A 15351-nucleotide genomic window follows, 5' to 3' on the forward strand; every position below is an offset into this window, starting at 1 on the left:
TAAGGCTGCATTAATGCGATATCCTCGCCCTATTTTCAGCGCAACACCATTAGCATTTTTACTCTCCTTTTTACTGTTAATCACCGCCTGCAATAAAACAGATGATGATACTAAGATCATTATTGAGCCGGCATCTAATGCAAAAAAAAACAAGGTAGTCACTTTTGTCACCCTCAATAGTCCCAACACTTATTATGTAGACGGCAATAAAGAGTTTGCAGGACTTGAGTACGATTTGGCTACATTATTTGTGAAGGATTTGGGTAATGACACGCAATTGAAACTGATTGTTGCCAATAATATTAATCAGGTTATTTCTACCATATTAAAACATAAAGCCGATATTGCTGCGGCTGACGTAACGGTTACAAAAGACCGCAAAGAGTTAATTGATTTTTCGGTTGATTATCAAGATGTGCAGCAATTAGTTGTTTATAACATTGAAAAAAACAAAGCAGAGCAGAAAAAACCACCAAAACAATTAAAAGATTTAGTCGGTCTACACATTTCATTACCTGCAAATTCCAGCTTTGTAGAACGCTTAAGCAAACTGCAAACCACCGAACCAGGTTTAATGTGGGAAGAACACCTGCATGTTGGATCAGAGGAGTTATTACAAGAGCTTGAACGCGGTGAGATTGATTACACCATTGCTGATAGTCATTTGGTTTCTATCATGCAAAATTACTACCCTCAGTTGGGCGTCGCGTTTGCGCTTGGCGAGCCAGAAAAAATTGCATGGGCGATGCCTAAAAACAGAAACCCCGAGCTGCAACAGAAAGTGAATGCTTTTTTTAATCGAATTAAAAAAGATGGCACTTTGCGTAATTTACTGGATCGCTATCACGGCAATGTAAAACGCTTAAAACCGGTGGATATTCAAACTTTTTTAATTCGCAGTCGTACCTTGTTGCCTAAATACAAACGGCTTTTCCAGCAAGCGCAAGAAGTAACCGATTTAGATTGGCGTCTAATCGCCGCACTTAGTTATCAGGAGTCGCATTGGGATACATTCAACACCTCTCCTACCAACGTTCGTGGCTTGATGATGTTAACGGAAAGCACCGCCGACTTGATGAAAGTGACAGATAGATTAGACCCCAAGCAGAGCATTACTGCGGGTGCAAAATATATCAACATGCTAAAAGAAACGATTCCTGAGCGCGTGCCAGAACCTGATCGCACTTATATGGCATTAGCCTCATACAACATTGGCTACGCGCATGTAGAAGATGCGCGCGTGTTAGCACAGCGTTTAAAATTAGACCCGAACCGCTGGGCAGATGTGAAAAAAACCTTGCCTATGCTGAGCAATCCAACCTATTACGTGAATGCAAAATATGGCTACTGCGGCTGTGGTCAGCCCGTTGTTTTTGTCGAATCCATTCGCAGTTATTACAATATCTTAGCGCGCTTTGAACCGGGTTATGACGCTGATGAGAACAGCTTTAAAATCGCCAGTGCCGATAATTTTAAAGGTGGCGATTTTTAAAGTGATTAACTTAAACTAGCTGAGCTATTCAATAGCTCAGCCAATGTAAAATTAAGCAGATTTAATCACTTGTAGATTGTTCATGTAAGGCTGCAGAACTTTGGGAATCGTTACGCTGCCGTCCGCATTCTGGTAATTTTCCAATACCGCCACCAAGGTACGCCCTACCGCTAAACCAGACCCATTAAGCGTGTGCACCAATTCTATTTTACCTTGCTCATTTCTAAAACGCGCCTGCAAACGACGCGCTTGAAACGCCTCGCAATTAGAAACAGAAGAGATTTCCCTATAAGTATTTTGTGCAGGCAACCAGACCTCTAAATCGTAAGTTTTAGCTGCACCAAAACCCATATCACCCGTACAAAGTGATACTACGCGATACGGTAATTCAAGCGCTTTCAGAATATTTTCAGCGTGCCCAACCATTTCTTCCAAAGCCTCATAGCTTTTGCCTGGATGTACGATTTGCACCATTTCCACTTTATCAAATTGATGCTGGCGAATCATGCCCTTAGTATCGCGCCCATAAGAACCAGCTTCAGATCGGAAGCAAGGTGTATGCGCAGTGAGCTTAATCGGCAATGATTCTAAAGGCACGATTTCATCGCGGACTGTATTGGTAAGCGTCACTTCTGAAGTTGGGATTAAATAAAGCTTATTGTCGTTGTGATTTAAGCTAAATAAATCTTCTTCAAATTTAGGCAATTGGCCTGTACCAGTTAATGTCTCTGTATTCACCAGATACGGCGTATAACATTCTTCATAGCCATGCTGTTCAGTCTGCGTATCCAGCATAAACTGCGCCAAAGCACGGTGAAGTTTGGCAATACCGCCACGCATAAAAGTAAAGCGCGTGCCTGAAAGTTTGATACCTGTATCAAAATCCAAACCCAGCGGCGTACCAACATCGGTGTGGTCTTTAATCTCAAAATCAAAAGTGCGTGGTGTACCTATTTTTCGCACTTCAACATTATCCGCCTCTGATTTGCCTTGAGGCACACTTTCGTGTGGCAAATTCGGTACATTTAATAACACGCTTTGCAGTTTAATTTGCAACTCTTCCAGTAAAGCTTCGTCTGCTTTTAGTGCGTCGCCCAAACCAGCAACTTCCGCTAATATCGCGCTGACATCCTCGCCTTTTGATTTAGCGATACCAATTTGCTTAGAAGTGTTATTGCGCTTGGCTTGTAACTCTTGTGTGCGTGTTTGTACGGCTTTGCGCTCTTGCTCTACAGCCGAGAATGTTGCTGAGTCGAACACAAACCCGCGCTTGTTTAACTGGTTAACAACGCCATCTAAATCATTTCTTAATGCTTGAATATCTAACATGCGATTCCTATTTCTTCACTTTTTTATTTATTTCTTTAAGGTCGAGTTCTTTAAGGTGCTTCAATTTTTCGCCAATTTTACCTTCTAAGCCGCGCGGTGTGGGATTATAAAATTTTGGCGGGCCATTCTTATCTTGTTCCAGCTCATCTGGAAAATACTGCTCGCCTGCCGCGTAAGCTTCAGGCTCATTGTGTGCGTAGCGATATTCTTTGCCGTAATCCAGTGCTTTCATCAATTTGGTCGGCGCGTTCCTTAAATGCAATGGCACCGTCCTAGATTTATCTTGTGCTACAAAGGCTTTGGCCTGATTGTATGCGTTATAAGCGGCGTTACTTTTGGGCGCAACGGCCAAGTAAATCACCATGTTTGAAAGTGCTAATTCACCTTCTGGCGAACCCAGCCGCTCATAAATCTGCCATGCCTCCAACGCCATTGTTTGCGCACGCGGGTCAGCCAGACCGATGTCTTCAATGGCCATGCGAATGATGCGACGACCTAGGTAAAGGGGATCTGCACCGCCATCTATCATGCGTAAAAACCAATATAATGCGGCATCCGGATTGCTGCCACGTACCGATTTATGCAGTGCAGAAATTTGATCGTAAAACGCCTCGCCACCTTTATCAAAACGGCGCAGCTTGCTTGCCATCGTCGTTTGTAAAAAAGCTTCATCTATTTCGGTAACCTTAGCGCCTTCAGCCGCGTTAAATAAGCCTTCCGCAAAATTCAGCAAACGTCTGGCATCACCATCGGCATAAGCCAATATCTGTTCTTTAACCGCGTTTGTAAGCTGAACGTTTGGTGCAACTAATTGCTGCGCGCGAGTTAGCAATAAATCCAGCTCAGCTTCTGACAGTGAATTCAGTACAAATACCTGCGCACGACTTAACAACGCACTATTCACCTCAAAAGATGGATTTTCAGTGGTCGCGCCAATAAACGTAATCAAGCCACTTTCAACAAATGGCAGAAAAGCATCCTGCTGGCCTTTGTTAAATCGGTGTACTTCATCGACAAATAGAATCGTTTTACGGCCATGTTGCTGCAGAGTTAATTCTGCCCGCTCAACCGCTTCGCGAATATCTTTTATGCCCGACAAAACCGCAGAAATCGGCACAAAATCTGCATCGGCGGTATTGGCAATCAAGCGCGCCAATGTGGTTTTCCCCACGCCTGGCGGTCCCCACAAAATCATAGAAGGTAATTTTCCAGACTGAAACGCCAATCTTAATGGCTTATTTTCGCCCAGTAGATGCGATTGCCCGACCACTTCATCTAAAGTTTTAGGGCGTAAGCGTTCGGCTAATGGCGCAGTTGGGCTGACAGTTTGAAATAAGTCGTTCACTTATTTTCTCTTTGATTTGAAGGATTTGAGGTTGAAGTTTACAACTTTAATGTAGAGTTTGCCGTCACGTGACTAAGAAGATACCTTAAAATCTCACTCACTTACTACATCGGCACCTTTGGGTGGAATAAATAAAAAGGCTGAGGCTTGCAGGATAGGGTTTCGCTCAACCGCATCAAAAGTAATGAGCGTGATGTGATTAAAGCTATCGTGGAGTTCCATTTTACGCAAACTTTCACCATTAAAGCCCAGCAAAACGCGCTCAAATCCACTCTCTTTATCTTTGGGCAGCGCCAAAACCCAAGTTAAACCATCTTTACGTACTGCATTTTTAATCGTAAAACTTTTTTCTACAGCATCGCCACCAGCCAATAAAGCAGCCGGGCTAGAACCTAATGCTTTGCTCAATTCGCGAATAGTGACTTGCTGCAAATCCGTATCATACAAAAATACTTGTTTGCCATCGCTGATAATTTGCTGTTCATACGGCTTTGAGTAATCCCAGCGAAACTTGTTGGGACGTTGCAATTGCATCGAACCTTGTACTTCTTGAATTTTTCGGCCTTGCGTATCAGTGACCACTTGGCTAAAGTTCGCGCGCATCGCATTCGTATTATTGAAAAAATCGCTCAGGCTAGCTACGCCATCAGCCAGTGCAGCCTGCGAAACTGCCATTTGTGAAGCGATGAATAAACCTGTTACTACTATTTTTTTAATCAATTGATGCATTACCTTTTGCCAACACCTCTCTGTTACCGTTGCTTTGCATGGCCGAAACCAAGCCTGCGCGCTCCATGTCTTCAATCAACCTTGCCGCACGGTTATAACCTATTCTAAGTTGACGCTGAACCGATGAAATACTGGCGCGGCGACTGGTTAACACAATATTCACCGCCTCATCGTACAGCGGATCTTTTTCTGCGCCATTGTCGCTACTGAACTCACCCGCTTCACTACCGCCTTCAGTTTCATTAGTCAAAATGCCTTCTATATAGTTCGGCTCGCCCAAGGCTTTAAGATGATTAACCACTTGATGCACTTCGTGATCGCTAACAAACGCGCCATGAATCCGCATCGGATAACCTGTGCCAGGCGGCATGTAAAGCATATCGCCCTGACCTAACAACGCTTCAGCACCCATTTGATCTAAAATCGTGCGTGAGTCGATTTTGCTGGATACTTGAAATGCTACACGTGTCGGGATATTGGCTTTGATTAAACCGGTAATCACGTCCACTGACGGGCGTTGCGTTGCCAGTACCAAGTGAATGCCAGAAGCACGCGCTTTTTGTGCCAAACGTGCAATTAACTCTTCCACTTTCTTACCCACTACCATCATCAAATCGGCCAATTCATCAATCATCACCACAATCATCGGCATTTCTTCCAATGGCTCTGGTTCATCTGGTGTTAAGCTGAATGGGTGCGGAATTTTTTCGCCAGCTTTTTCGGCTTCTTTAATTTTCTGGTTGTAGCCGGCCAGATTACGTACGCCCAGCATAGACATCAGTTTATAGCGGCGCTCCATCTCGGCCACGCACCAGTTCAGCGCATTAGCGGCTTGGCGCATATCAGTTACCACTGGCGCCAATAAATGCGGAATACCTTCATAGACCGAAAGCTCCAGCATCTTGGGGTCAATCAAAATCATGCGTACTTTGCTGGGTTCAGATTTATATAGCAAGCTCAAAATCAAGGCGTTAATCGCCACCGATTTACCCGAACCAGTCGTACCCGCTACCAACACATGCGGCATTTTGGCTAAATCAGCCACAACTGGCTTGCCTGCAATATCTTTACCCATAGCGATTGCCAATGGCGAATGCATCTCGGCATACACCTGACTACCCATGATTTCAGATAAAAACACGATTTGGCGTTTTGGATTAGGGATTTCCAAACCCATACAGCTTTTGCCCGGTATCGTTTCGACCACGCGAATACTCACCACAGACAGTGCGCGAGCTAAATCACGCGCCAGATTGGTAATCTGGCTACCTTTAACACCAGCCGCCGGTTCTAGTTCAAAACGCGTAATGACTGGACCAGGTTGTGCAGACAGCACTTTTACCTCAATACCAAAATCCATTAACTTGCGTTCAATCAGCCTGGAAGTAAAGTCTAGCGTTTCTGCAGAAGGCAAATCAACTGTATTGTTGGCAACATCCAGCAAATGTAATGGCGGCAGGCTGGAATCCATATCTGTCGCAAATAGCGTGGTTTGTTTCTCTTTTTGCACGCGCTCGCTTTGTGCGATTTCAACGATTGGCGCTTTAATTTCGACTGGTGCGCGGTCTTCAGTACGTTTGCGCTCTGCCTCAACAAACTCTTCACGTTTCTGCACCACTACTTTGCCCGCTTTTCTGTCTTGCCAATCGTGATATTTATTAATCGACCAATCGTAAGCAGCAATCAGGTTTTTACCCAATTTTTCGGTAATCATAATCCACGACCAGCCCGTGAATAAGCTAAAACCGACTGCAAACAGAGATAGCAATATCATGGTAGAGCCTGCGAAACCAAACATACTGCGCAATGCGCCATCTACCGCATTACCCAACATACCACCGCTAATCAATGGCAAAGTTGCTGGCAAGGTAATGAAATGTCCCGCTTCTAAGGCACAAGAGGAAACTAATAGTAAGAAAAAACCGACTAAATTGAATAGTAAAAATGGACGCTCTGAGATGGTTAACTCTAAACGCAAATACACCAGCCACATGCTATAAAAGGCTAAAATTACCCACCACCATGCTGAAAACCCAAATAAATACAGCAACATATCGGCAATCCAAGCACCAACTGCACCACCTGCATTTTGAACGATAGCGTTGTCAGAAGCCATGTGTGACCACGAAGGATCCTGGTTATCATAACTCACCAGAATCACAGCAAGATACAAACCGACCAATACCAAACCCAGCCACCATGCCTCGCGCACCAAGCTGGCTCCGTGTTGTTGCGATGGACTAGGCGGTGCTTGTAGACGGCCATTCACGGCCGAGGATTTTTTATTAAAAAACAAACTGTTACAAACCTTATGATAATGAGAGAATTTTTTATTTATTATAACAAAATCAAATTGCACAAAGCATGTCTATACAATTAATATTAAGCAAACTAACATTACACATATTAATTCAGTTGATTAAGCATTTATTGACCAAAGGAGCATCACATGGATATTGGAATTAAAGAACAAGATAGAAAAGCGATTGCGGAAGGCTTATCACACCTATTAGCTGACACTTATAGCCTGTATTTAAAAACGCATTACTTCCATTGGAACGTAACGGGCCCAATGTTCAATACGCTGCATTTGATGTTTGAAACCCAATATAATGAACTTTGGTTGGCTACAGACCTCATTGCCGAGCGCATTCGTTCTTTAGATGTATTTGCACCAGGCACTTACAGCCAATTCGCCGAATTATCTTCTATTAAAGAATCCGCTGGTGTGCCAAAAGCCAACGATATGATTGCAGAACTCGTTGCTGGACATGAAGCAGTCTGCCGCACTGCACGCAGCGTATTCCCTGCTTCTGATAAGGCTTCCGATGAAGCGACGGCGGATTTATTAACACAACGTTTGCAGCTGCATGAAAAAACAGCCTGGATGCTAAGAAGCCTTTTAGAAAAATAACGCGCTAAAAATTAATATTAATGCAATAAGCTTGCTTGAAAAAGCAGGCGTTCAACCTTACCTTAATAACTATCAGTTAATCTCAGAAAGCAATTCAACATGGCAACACGTCACGTCCATCTTCTTATTTTGGGCTCAGGTCCTGCGGGTTATTCGGCAGCCGTTTACGCTGCACGCGCCAATTTAAATCCTGTATTAATCACTGGCATTGCGCAAGGCGGCCAATTGATGACCACTACAGAAGTAGATAACTGGCCAGCAGATAACGAAGGTGTGCAAGGCCCGGAATTAATGGAGCGTTTTCAAAAACATGCTGAGCGCTTCAATACTGAAATGATTTTTGATCATATTCACACCACGCATTTGACTGAAAAACCGATTCGCTTAGTTGGCGATAGCGGCGAATACACATGTGACGCGCTGATTATTGCGACGGGCGCATCAGCCAAATACCTAGGCTTACCAAGTGAAGAGAAATTCAGCGGAAAAGGCGTTTCAGCTTGTGCGACATGTGATGGGTTTTTCTATCGCAATCAAGAAGTTGCCGTGATTGGCGGCGGAAATACGGCGGTTGAAGAAGCACTATATTTAGCGAATATTGCCAGCAAAGTGACTTTGGTACATAGGCGCGATAAATTCAAAGCCGAAGCTATTTTGGTGGATAAGCTCAATGCGCGCGTGGCAGAAGGCAAGATTGTTTTGGAAACATTTAACACGCTAGACGAAGTATTAGGCGATGCAACAGGCGTAACTGGAATGCGCATTAAAAACGTGAATGACAACACCACAAAGGATATCGATTTAAAAGGCGTATTTATTGCTATCGGCCATAAACCGAATACCGATATCTTTGAAGGCCAACTGGAAATGGAAGGCGGTTATATCGTGACGCAAGCTGGTCGCAAAGGTAACGCTACCGCTACTAGCATCCCCGGTATTTTTGCAGCGGGTGATGTGCAGGACCATATCTATCGCCAAGCGGTAACCAGTGCAGGGTCAGGTTGTATGGCAGCTTTAGATGCTGAGCGCTATTTAGATGGCTTGAACTAAATTAATCTAATTACTTAACATAGAATCAAGGCAATTTTTAATCGATGATGACACCATGGCAAAACCTAAACCATCATCGATTAAAAATCAGTCACTAACACCAAAACCACTGGCGAAAAATAAAGTCGCGCTAAACGCAATACCGCTCACAAAAGCCGAAGCAAAAGCCATTAAGAATGAGCTTACGCAACTTAACTTAGCAAAACAAGAAGCATTAAAAAATCAGCAGAAAATTGCTGAGACACCCGCCACAGAACAAGACAAACACTTATTTCTAGAGGCCGTTAAGAACGCGCGCCCTTTAAATACAGAACCGCAGCACTCCGAAAAATCCTACCCAAAACCTGTCCCCAAACAATTTATACGCGATGAAAAACAAGCCCTTAGAGATAGCCTAAGTGACGACTTTTACCCTGCGCACGAACTGGAAAGCGGCGAAGAACTGCTTTATCTGCGCACAGGCCAATCGCCCAGTATTTTAAGCAAACTGCGTCGCGGCTTTTGGGTGGTACAAGCACAAATCGATTTACATGGATTGATTTCGGACGAAGCACGTGAATATGTAGCAGAGTTTTTAAGCAGCTGCAAAAAACGCAATATCCGTTGCGTGCGCATCGTGCATGGTAAAGGCCTAGGTTCACGCAACCGCGAACCGGTGCTGAAACATAAACTGCGCAACTGGTTAATGCAAAGAGATGAAGTGATTGCCTATGCGCAAGCTAAGCCTGAGGATGGTGGCAGTGGCGCGGTGATTGTTTTGTTGAAAGCTTAGATAAATAGAAAGATTGAATATGTTAGAAAATAAAAAAACCAATTTTTTCATAACTTTCACTATTGTTTTGATAGTTATTCTTCTCCTAGCTCCAATTTTCTTTTATGTACTCAAATTTGGAAACACACTCTCTAAATCTCAAGATATATGGGGAGAATTTGGCTCTTATGTATCTGGTATTTATTCACCCTTGTTATCATTTTTTACATTAATTGTGTTGTACTCACAACTTAAAGTACAAAGAATCACGAATGAAATTCATAAAAATATTAGTAAATCTAATGAAGATAGAGCTTTTGTTGAGGAAGCAAAAAAAGATGCGAGAAAATATCTTATAGATTTAAAAGCAGAGATTTCTAAAATGCAATCTGATAACAACCCTTTTTATAAAGATTTGACATCAAACTTCACATACCGAACAATCGAAGAGCTGAAAAGCCCAGAATTACATGCAATAGCTGTTAATTTGGATAGGGATAATCCAAACGTTTTGCTTAATTGGCAAAACTTTTACACGGCTTTCATGCGCCTAAAAGCAAAAATAGAATATCCATATGAACATAATTTTAGCATCATTAAAAATGAAGCATTACTGGTACTACAATATAAAGGGTGTGTAGCCTTAGACAATCTTTTATATTGCTACATCAAAGGTAGTATCAACTATCATTACGAATACAGTGATTTTGGTATTGCGACTTGCAATCAACATGTATCATAAACCCAACTCACTTAAACTCGCATGCTCATCTGGTCTGCGGCCTAGCGGCCAGAAGAATTTTCTGTCACTTTCTTTAATCGGTAAATCGTTAATACTGGCGTAGCGCAATTCCATTAAACCATTGGCATCAAATTGCCAGTTTTCGTTGCCGTATGAACGAAACCAATTGCCAGCATCGTCGTGCCATTCATAGGCAAAGCGCACAGCGATGCGGTTGTCGTCAAATGCCCATAATTCTTTAATCAGCCGATAATCCCGCTCTTTGGCCCATTTGCGGGTTAAGAATTCCACAATTTGCGCACGACCTTTGGGAAACTCTGCGCGGTTACGCCATTGCGAATCCTGCGTGTACACCATTGAAACACGTTGCGGATCACGGCTGTTCCAGCCATCTTCTGCCAAACGCACTTTTTGAATCGCGGTTTCACGCGAGAATGGTGGTAAAGGTGGTTTAGTTTCAGTATTTTCTGACATTTCAATCTCCTTCAAAAAATTAATATGATGGGATACAGTGCAAGGCGCACGGAACAATGTGCTTATAAATAGACTTTATTGCTCACCCAAAAAACCGCCGCTTTGATGCGTCCATAGGCTGGCATACAAGCCGCCCAATTGCAGCAATTCGGCATGACTGCCCTCTTCTATGATTTTGCCGTTATCCAGCACAATCAATCTATCCATCGCGGCGATGGTGGAAAGTCTATGCGCAATCGCAACCACAGTTTTACCTTGCATCAGATTATAAAGACTGGCCTGAATCACGGTTTCCACCTCACTATCCAGCGCGCTAGTGGCTTCATCCAGTAATAGAATCGGCGCATCTTTTAACATCACGCGTGCAATAGCGATGCGTTGGCGTTGCCCGCCAGACAGTTTTACACCTCGCTCACCCACATGCGCATCGTAACCAGTTCTGCCTTTTACATCACTTAAATTCAGTATAAATTCATGCGCTTCTGCACGTTTGGCGGCGGCGACCATTTCTGCTTCTGTGGCATCCGGACGACCGTATAAGATATTGTCACGCACGCTACGATGCAGTAATGAAGTATCTTGCGTCACCATACCGATTTTTTCGCGCAAGCTATTTTGTGTCACGGCATTAATATTTTGATTATCAATCAGAATCGCGCCATTCTCCACTTCATAAAAGCGCAACAGTAAATTCACAATAGTAGACTTTCCAGCGCCGGAACGCCCGACCAAGCCCACTTTTTCACCCGGTTTAATGGTTAAGTTAAGTGCTTTTAATACGGTTTTTTTGTTAGCAGTTTGCTTCTCGCTGTTGTAACCAAAATCCACCGCATCAAATTTTACTTCACCTTGTTTGACGGCTAGCGGGTTTGCATTTGCTGCATCAATGATTTTATTCTGCGTGGTCAGTGTGCTAATCCCATCTTGCACTGTACCGATTTGCTCATACAGCGATGTCATTTCCCACATCACCCAGTGAGAAACGCCATTTAAACGCAGCGCCATTGCTGTAGCCGCCGCCAGCCCACCAACGGTGACTTCACCTTTGCTCCATAGCCATAAGGCCGTTAAGCTGGTAGCGATAATCAGCAGCATATTCAATAGGTGATTCACAATCTCTACCTGGCTCACCAAGCGCATTTGCCCATGTACGGTGCCTAAAAATTCATGCATGGCAGATCTTGCATAGCCCGCTTCGCGCCCTGCGTGTGAGAATAATTTAACTGTACTGATGTTGGTATACGCATCAGTTATTCGCCCTGTCATCAAGCTGCGCGCATCCGCCTGATTTTGCGAAAGCTTGCTTAAACGCGGCACAAAATAGCTGAGTGAGATGATGTAAGTGGCTAACCAAACCAAAAATGGCAGCATGATGAGTGGATTAAAAAAGCCCACGATGGCGACCATACTGCCAAAATATACAATTACATACACCATGATATCGGCCACGATAAACCACACATCGCGCACCGCCAGCGCGGTTTGCATGACTTTTGCCGACACGCGTCCAGCAAACTCATCCTGATAAAAACTCATGCTTTGATTCAACATCAACCGATGAAAATTCCAGCGCATGCGCATGGGGAAATTGCCTGCCAGAGTTTGGTGCTTGAATAGCGTTTGCAGCGCAATAAAAACCACGCTAAAAAGCAGAATAATCGATAACCAGATTAGATGTTCGCCTTCGCGCACCCACAACTCTGCAGGCGGAATATTGCTTAACCAATCGACCAGTTTACCCATGATGGCAAACAACAAGGCTTCAAACGCGGCAATCAAACCTGTGAATAACGTCATGCCCGCCAGATAAGGGCGGAAACCTTCTGTACAGCCCCACGCAAACTGCCAAAAATTCTTGGGCGGTGTGGCGATCAGACGTTCAGAAAAAGGTGGACTGAGTTGTTCAAACCATTTAAACATGCATTTTTACTTTTTGTTGTGATTGTGATGAAGAGTATTCTGACCGTTTTTAATCATTTTTGAGTGTTAAGTTGTATCAATAGGATGATTAAAATAGGCTTTGGTTGCAAATAGTTGAAAGTACTTAATATTCAATTAACAGCAAAAAGCGACGCTGTGATGAATCAATCTCACTTACCGATTAACGTACAAACCGCTTCGGCTGCGATGCCTTCGCCGCGACCAGTAAAACCTAATTTTTCGGTGGTTGTGGCTTTAACATTGATTTGGCTAAGTTCAATTTGGCAATCGGCCGCAATATTGACGCACATTTGTGCAGTATGTGCAGAAAGTTTGGGTGCTTCGCAAATCACGGTGGCATCGATATTATTCACGGCGTAATTTTTAGTGTGTAATAACGCCACCACATGGCGCAATAACTGCCGTGAATCAATACCTTTGTAGCTGTTATCGGTAGGCGGAAAATGTTTACCGATATCGCCCAGTGCCGCCGCGCCTAGTAACGCATCGCATATCGCATGCAATAAAACATCCGCATCTGAATGACCATCCAGACCTTTATTATGCGGAACATCGACACCGCCAATAATGCACTTTCTCCCAGTGACCAGTGCGTGCACATCAAAGCCATGACCGATACGTATCACGAAACTATTAGTCATCATTGGGCTTCCTTGCTAAAAAGTGCTTCTAATAATATTAAATCTTGCGGATAAGTCACCTTTAAATTACGCAACTCACCTTGCACTAGCTTGGGGCTTAATCCTAACGCTTCAATTGCTTCAGCTTCATCGGTAACGCTGTCTTTAAATTGATGTAAAGCACTTTTTAAAGTACCGTAACGAAACATTTGCGGCGTTTGTGCCTGCCATAAATTGGCACGCGGAATAGTCTGCTTCACTTGATGATTGGCAGCGGACTGTTTTAAGGTATCCGCTACGGGCAACGCCAGCAATCCACCGACAGCATCATTTTCTAATGTATCAATCAATTGGCTCAATAAGGCATGTGTTAAACCTGGCCTTGCTGCGTCATGCACCAGCACCCAATCATCTTCATGCAATTGCGGTGCAATGGCATGCAATGTATTCAGCACTGTTTCGGCTCTGGTTTTGCCGCCCGTATAATGCAAGTGCAGGCGACTTTCTGGCTCTAACGTTAAACTACGCCAAAAATCATCTTCAGGATTCAGCGCTACGTGAATCGCTGCAATACGTGGGTGATTGAAAAAAACTTGAATGCTATGCGAAATCATTGGCTTACCACCTAGCGCAATGTATTGCTTAGGTAGCACATTTGCCATACGGTTACCAACGCCAGCCGCCGGAATAATTACATGAAAAAACGCCATGCCAATATTATAGTGTAGTGGCAATTCGTTTTGGCCTTAATAAATAAAAACTTACCCAAAACAACACGCTGAAAGGGGAAAATAATTTTTATAGTTAAGATTTATATCCCACCACAGCCATTAAGAATTTAATTGCCCAGCTTAAAATCACTACAAGCAATACACTTGAAAACCATAAAACAACCAACCAGGTTAGTCGTTTTAACCAGACTTTATCTTTTCCCATTTTGTTTGGCGCTCGCGGCATTAATGGTAATGATCATCTTTTGAAACTTTACCGCGAAAAACATAATAACCCCACGCAGTATATGCAAGAATCAGCGGGATGATAATGAGGGCGCCGATAAGTGCAAAACTTTGACTGGCGTGTGGTGAAGATGCAGTATATATAGAAATATTTGGCGGAATGATATTAGGCCAAATACTAATGCCTAGCCCCAAATATCCCAGAAAAACCATTCCAAGTGAATAAATAAAAGGAGAAGTATTGGCTTTAGCGGCCAGTGACTTTTGCAACTGATAGAAGAGACAAGCCACCATTAACGGTATTGGGGATAACCAAATAATGTTGGGCAGTGTAAACCAGCGCTCAGCGATTTGGTTACTAAGTAAAGGCGTCCATATACTCACGACTACGATAATTGCTAAAAGTATAAACGCCAGAATTCGTGTCAATCGATAGCTATTATTTTGTAGCTCACCTGAAGTTTTCATGATTAGCCAAGTGCTACCCAATAGAGCATACGTCACGACCAGACCAACGGCGGTAAATAACGAAAACGGGGTTATCCAATCTAGTGGGCCGCCTGCATACTTTCCATCTATGACATTAATTCCATTAATGTATGCACCCAAAATCAAGCCTTGAAACCAGGTCGCAGCAATAGATCCAAAGATGAAAGCCTTATCCCAAAAATGACGTTCATTTTCGTGCGCTTTAAATCGAAATTCAAAAGCCACACCACGTAGTATTAATGCCAATAACATCAGGATTATCGGCATATAAAAGGCGCTTAAAACTACTGAATAAGCCAAAGGAAAAGCGGCTAAAAGCCCTGCCCCGCCTAATACCAACCAGGTTTCGTTACCATCCCATACAGGCGCAATCGTATTCATCATAATGTCGCGATCAGTTTTATCCTTAAAGAATGGGTACAGGATACCTATGCCAAGATCAAAACCATCCATCATGATATACATCATGATGCCGAACAAAATGACGATTGCCCAAATTAACGGTAGGTCAAAATTCAT

The 15351-nt window shown here is 43.4% G+C and carries 15 protein-coding genes; 5 read left to right on the top strand and 10 right to left on the bottom strand.

Annotated features, from left to right (window positions below; all coding sequences use genetic code 11):
• The first annotated feature begins 13 nt into the window (after positions 1-13).
• Positions 14-1492 carry a membrane-bound lytic murein transglycosylase MltF gene (mltF, locus tag K370_RS03665; protein ID WP_047538416.1) on the top strand — a complete coding sequence of 493 codons (1479 nt, stop codon included), beginning with the start codon at positions 14-16 and terminating at the stop codon, positions 1490-1492.
• A 51-nt stretch (positions 1493-1543) separates the two neighbouring features.
• On the opposite strand, the gene serS is transcribed toward mltF, so the two are convergent.
• The 4 genes from serS to K370_RS03685 all read right to left on the bottom strand — a co-directional run bounded on the left by serS (position 1544) and on the right by K370_RS03685 (position 7191).
• A complete protein-coding gene (gene serS / locus K370_RS03670) occupies positions 1544-2821 on the bottom strand; it encodes a serine--tRNA ligase (RefSeq protein ID WP_047538419.1) in 1278 nt (425 codons plus the stop codon).
• Positions 2822-2828: 7 nt separating this feature from the next.
• Positions 2829-4166, bottom strand: coding sequence for a replication-associated recombination protein A (locus K370_RS03675; RefSeq protein ID WP_047538422.1), 1338 nt, complete (start codon positions 4164-4166; stop codon positions 2829-2831).
• A 93-nt stretch (positions 4167-4259) separates the two neighbouring features.
• Positions 4260-4895 (bottom strand): outer membrane lipoprotein chaperone LolA, encoded by a 636-nt coding sequence (lolA, locus tag K370_RS03680; RefSeq protein ID WP_047538425.1) that lies wholly within the window; start codon positions 4893-4895, stop codon positions 4260-4262.
• Positions 4879-7191 (bottom strand): DNA translocase FtsK, encoded by a 2313-nt coding sequence (locus K370_RS03685; RefSeq protein WP_047538435.1) that lies wholly within the window; start codon positions 7189-7191, stop codon positions 4879-4881. Before K370_RS03685 ends, lolA begins: the two co-directional genes overlap by 17 nt.
• Positions 7192-7344: 153 nt before the next feature.
• Here K370_RS03685 and K370_RS03690 point away from each other — a divergent pair, with 153 nt between their 5' ends.
• The 4 genes from K370_RS03690 to K370_RS03705 all read left to right on the top strand — a co-directional run bounded on the left by K370_RS03690 (position 7345) and on the right by K370_RS03705 (position 10352).
• Positions 7345-7809, top strand: coding sequence for a Dps family protein (locus K370_RS03690; protein WP_047538439.1), 465 nt, complete (start codon positions 7345-7347; stop codon positions 7807-7809).
• A 99-nt stretch (positions 7810-7908) separates the two neighbouring features.
• Complete coding sequence (trxB, locus tag K370_RS03695; RefSeq protein WP_047538442.1) at positions 7909-8859, top strand: thioredoxin-disulfide reductase; 951 nt, start codon at positions 7909-7911, stop codon at positions 8857-8859.
• Between the two features lie 232 nt (positions 8860-9091).
• Positions 9092-9631, top strand: a complete 540-nt coding sequence (locus K370_RS03700) for a Smr/MutS family protein (RefSeq protein ID WP_047538949.1) — start codon at positions 9092-9094, stop codon at positions 9629-9631.
• A 19-nt stretch (positions 9632-9650) separates the two neighbouring features.
• Entirely contained in the window at positions 9651-10352 is a 702-nt protein-coding gene (locus K370_RS03705; RefSeq protein WP_152603136.1) for a hypothetical protein, read from the top strand.
• On the opposite strand, the gene K370_RS03710 is transcribed toward K370_RS03705, so the two are convergent.
• The 6 genes from K370_RS03710 to cydB all read right to left on the bottom strand — a co-directional run bounded on the left by K370_RS03710 (position 10347) and on the right by cydB (position 15351).
• On the bottom strand, positions 10347-10826 hold the full coding sequence (locus tag K370_RS03710; protein WP_047538455.1) for a DUF1348 family protein: 480 nt from the start codon (positions 10824-10826) through the stop codon (positions 10347-10349). The genes K370_RS03705 and K370_RS03710 overlap by 6 nt on opposite strands.
• 75 nt (positions 10827-10901) lie before the next feature.
• Complete coding sequence (locus K370_RS03715; RefSeq protein WP_047538458.1) at positions 10902-12746, bottom strand: ABC transporter ATP-binding protein; 1845 nt, start codon at positions 12744-12746, stop codon at positions 10902-10904.
• Positions 12747-12916: 170 nt separating this feature from the next.
• A complete protein-coding gene (gene ispF, locus K370_RS03720) occupies positions 12917-13408 on the bottom strand; it encodes a 2-C-methyl-D-erythritol 2,4-cyclodiphosphate synthase (protein WP_047538953.1) in 492 nt (163 codons plus the stop codon).
• On the bottom strand, positions 13408-14097 hold the full coding sequence (ispD, locus tag K370_RS03725; RefSeq protein ID WP_047538955.1) for a 2-C-methyl-D-erythritol 4-phosphate cytidylyltransferase: 690 nt from the start codon (positions 14095-14097) through the stop codon (positions 13408-13410). The genes ispF and ispD overlap by 1 nt, the downstream gene beginning before the upstream one ends.
• 94 nt (positions 14098-14191) lie before the next feature.
• Entirely contained in the window at positions 14192-14344 is a 153-nt protein-coding gene (locus tag K370_RS12385) for a DUF2474 domain-containing protein (protein WP_081977145.1), read from the bottom strand.
• Positions 14344-15351, bottom strand: a complete 1008-nt coding sequence (gene cydB, locus K370_RS03730; protein ID WP_047538461.1) for a cytochrome d ubiquinol oxidase subunit II — start codon at positions 15349-15351, stop codon at positions 14344-14346. Before cydB ends, K370_RS12385 begins: the two co-directional genes overlap by 1 nt.

Source organism: Methylotenera versatilis 7 (assembly GCF_000799165.1).
In the GTDB taxonomy this organism is placed as follows: Bacteria; Pseudomonadota; Gammaproteobacteria; order Burkholderiales; family Methylophilaceae; genus Methylotenera_A; species Methylotenera_A versatilis_A.

Bases quoted from the DNA above. Each gene is read 5' to 3' on its own strand.
- K370_RS12385 (WP_081977145.1), bottom strand. From the start codon at position 14,344: ATGCCGCGAGCGCCAAACAAAATGGGAAAAGATAAAGTCTGGTTAAAA.
- lolA (WP_047538425.1), bottom strand. From the start codon at position 4,895: ATGCATCAATTGATTAAAAAAATAGTAGTAACAGGTTTATTCATCGCT.
- cydB (WP_047538461.1), bottom strand. From the start codon at position 15,351: ATGAATTTTGACCTACCGTTAATTTGGGCAATCGTCATTTTGTTCGGC.
- ispD (WP_047538955.1), bottom strand. From the start codon at position 14,097: ATGGCGTTTTTTCATGTAATTATTCCGGCGGCTGGCGTTGGTAACCGT.
- mltF (WP_047538416.1), top strand. From the start codon at position 14: ATGCGATATCCTCGCCCTATTTTCAGCGCAACACCATTAGCATTTTTA.
- K370_RS03690 (WP_047538439.1), top strand. From the start codon at position 7,345: ATGGATATTGGAATTAAAGAACAAGATAGAAAAGCGATTGCGGAAGGC.
- serS (WP_047538419.1), bottom strand. From the start codon at position 2,821: ATGTTAGATATTCAAGCATTAAGAAATGATTTAGATGGCGTTGTTAAC.
- ispF (WP_047538953.1), bottom strand. From the start codon at position 13,408: ATGACTAATAGTTTCGTGATACGTATCGGTCATGGCTTTGATGTGCAC.
- K370_RS03705 (WP_152603136.1), top strand. From the start codon at position 9,651: ATGTTAGAAAATAAAAAAACCAATTTTTTCATAACTTTCACTATTGTT.
- trxB (WP_047538442.1), top strand. From the start codon at position 7,909: ATGGCAACACGTCACGTCCATCTTCTTATTTTGGGCTCAGGTCCTGCG.
- K370_RS03710 (WP_047538455.1), bottom strand. From the start codon at position 10,826: ATGTCAGAAAATACTGAAACTAAACCACCTTTACCACCATTCTCGCGT.
- K370_RS03715 (WP_047538458.1), bottom strand. From the start codon at position 12,746: ATGTTTAAATGGTTTGAACAACTCAGTCCACCTTTTTCTGAACGTCTG.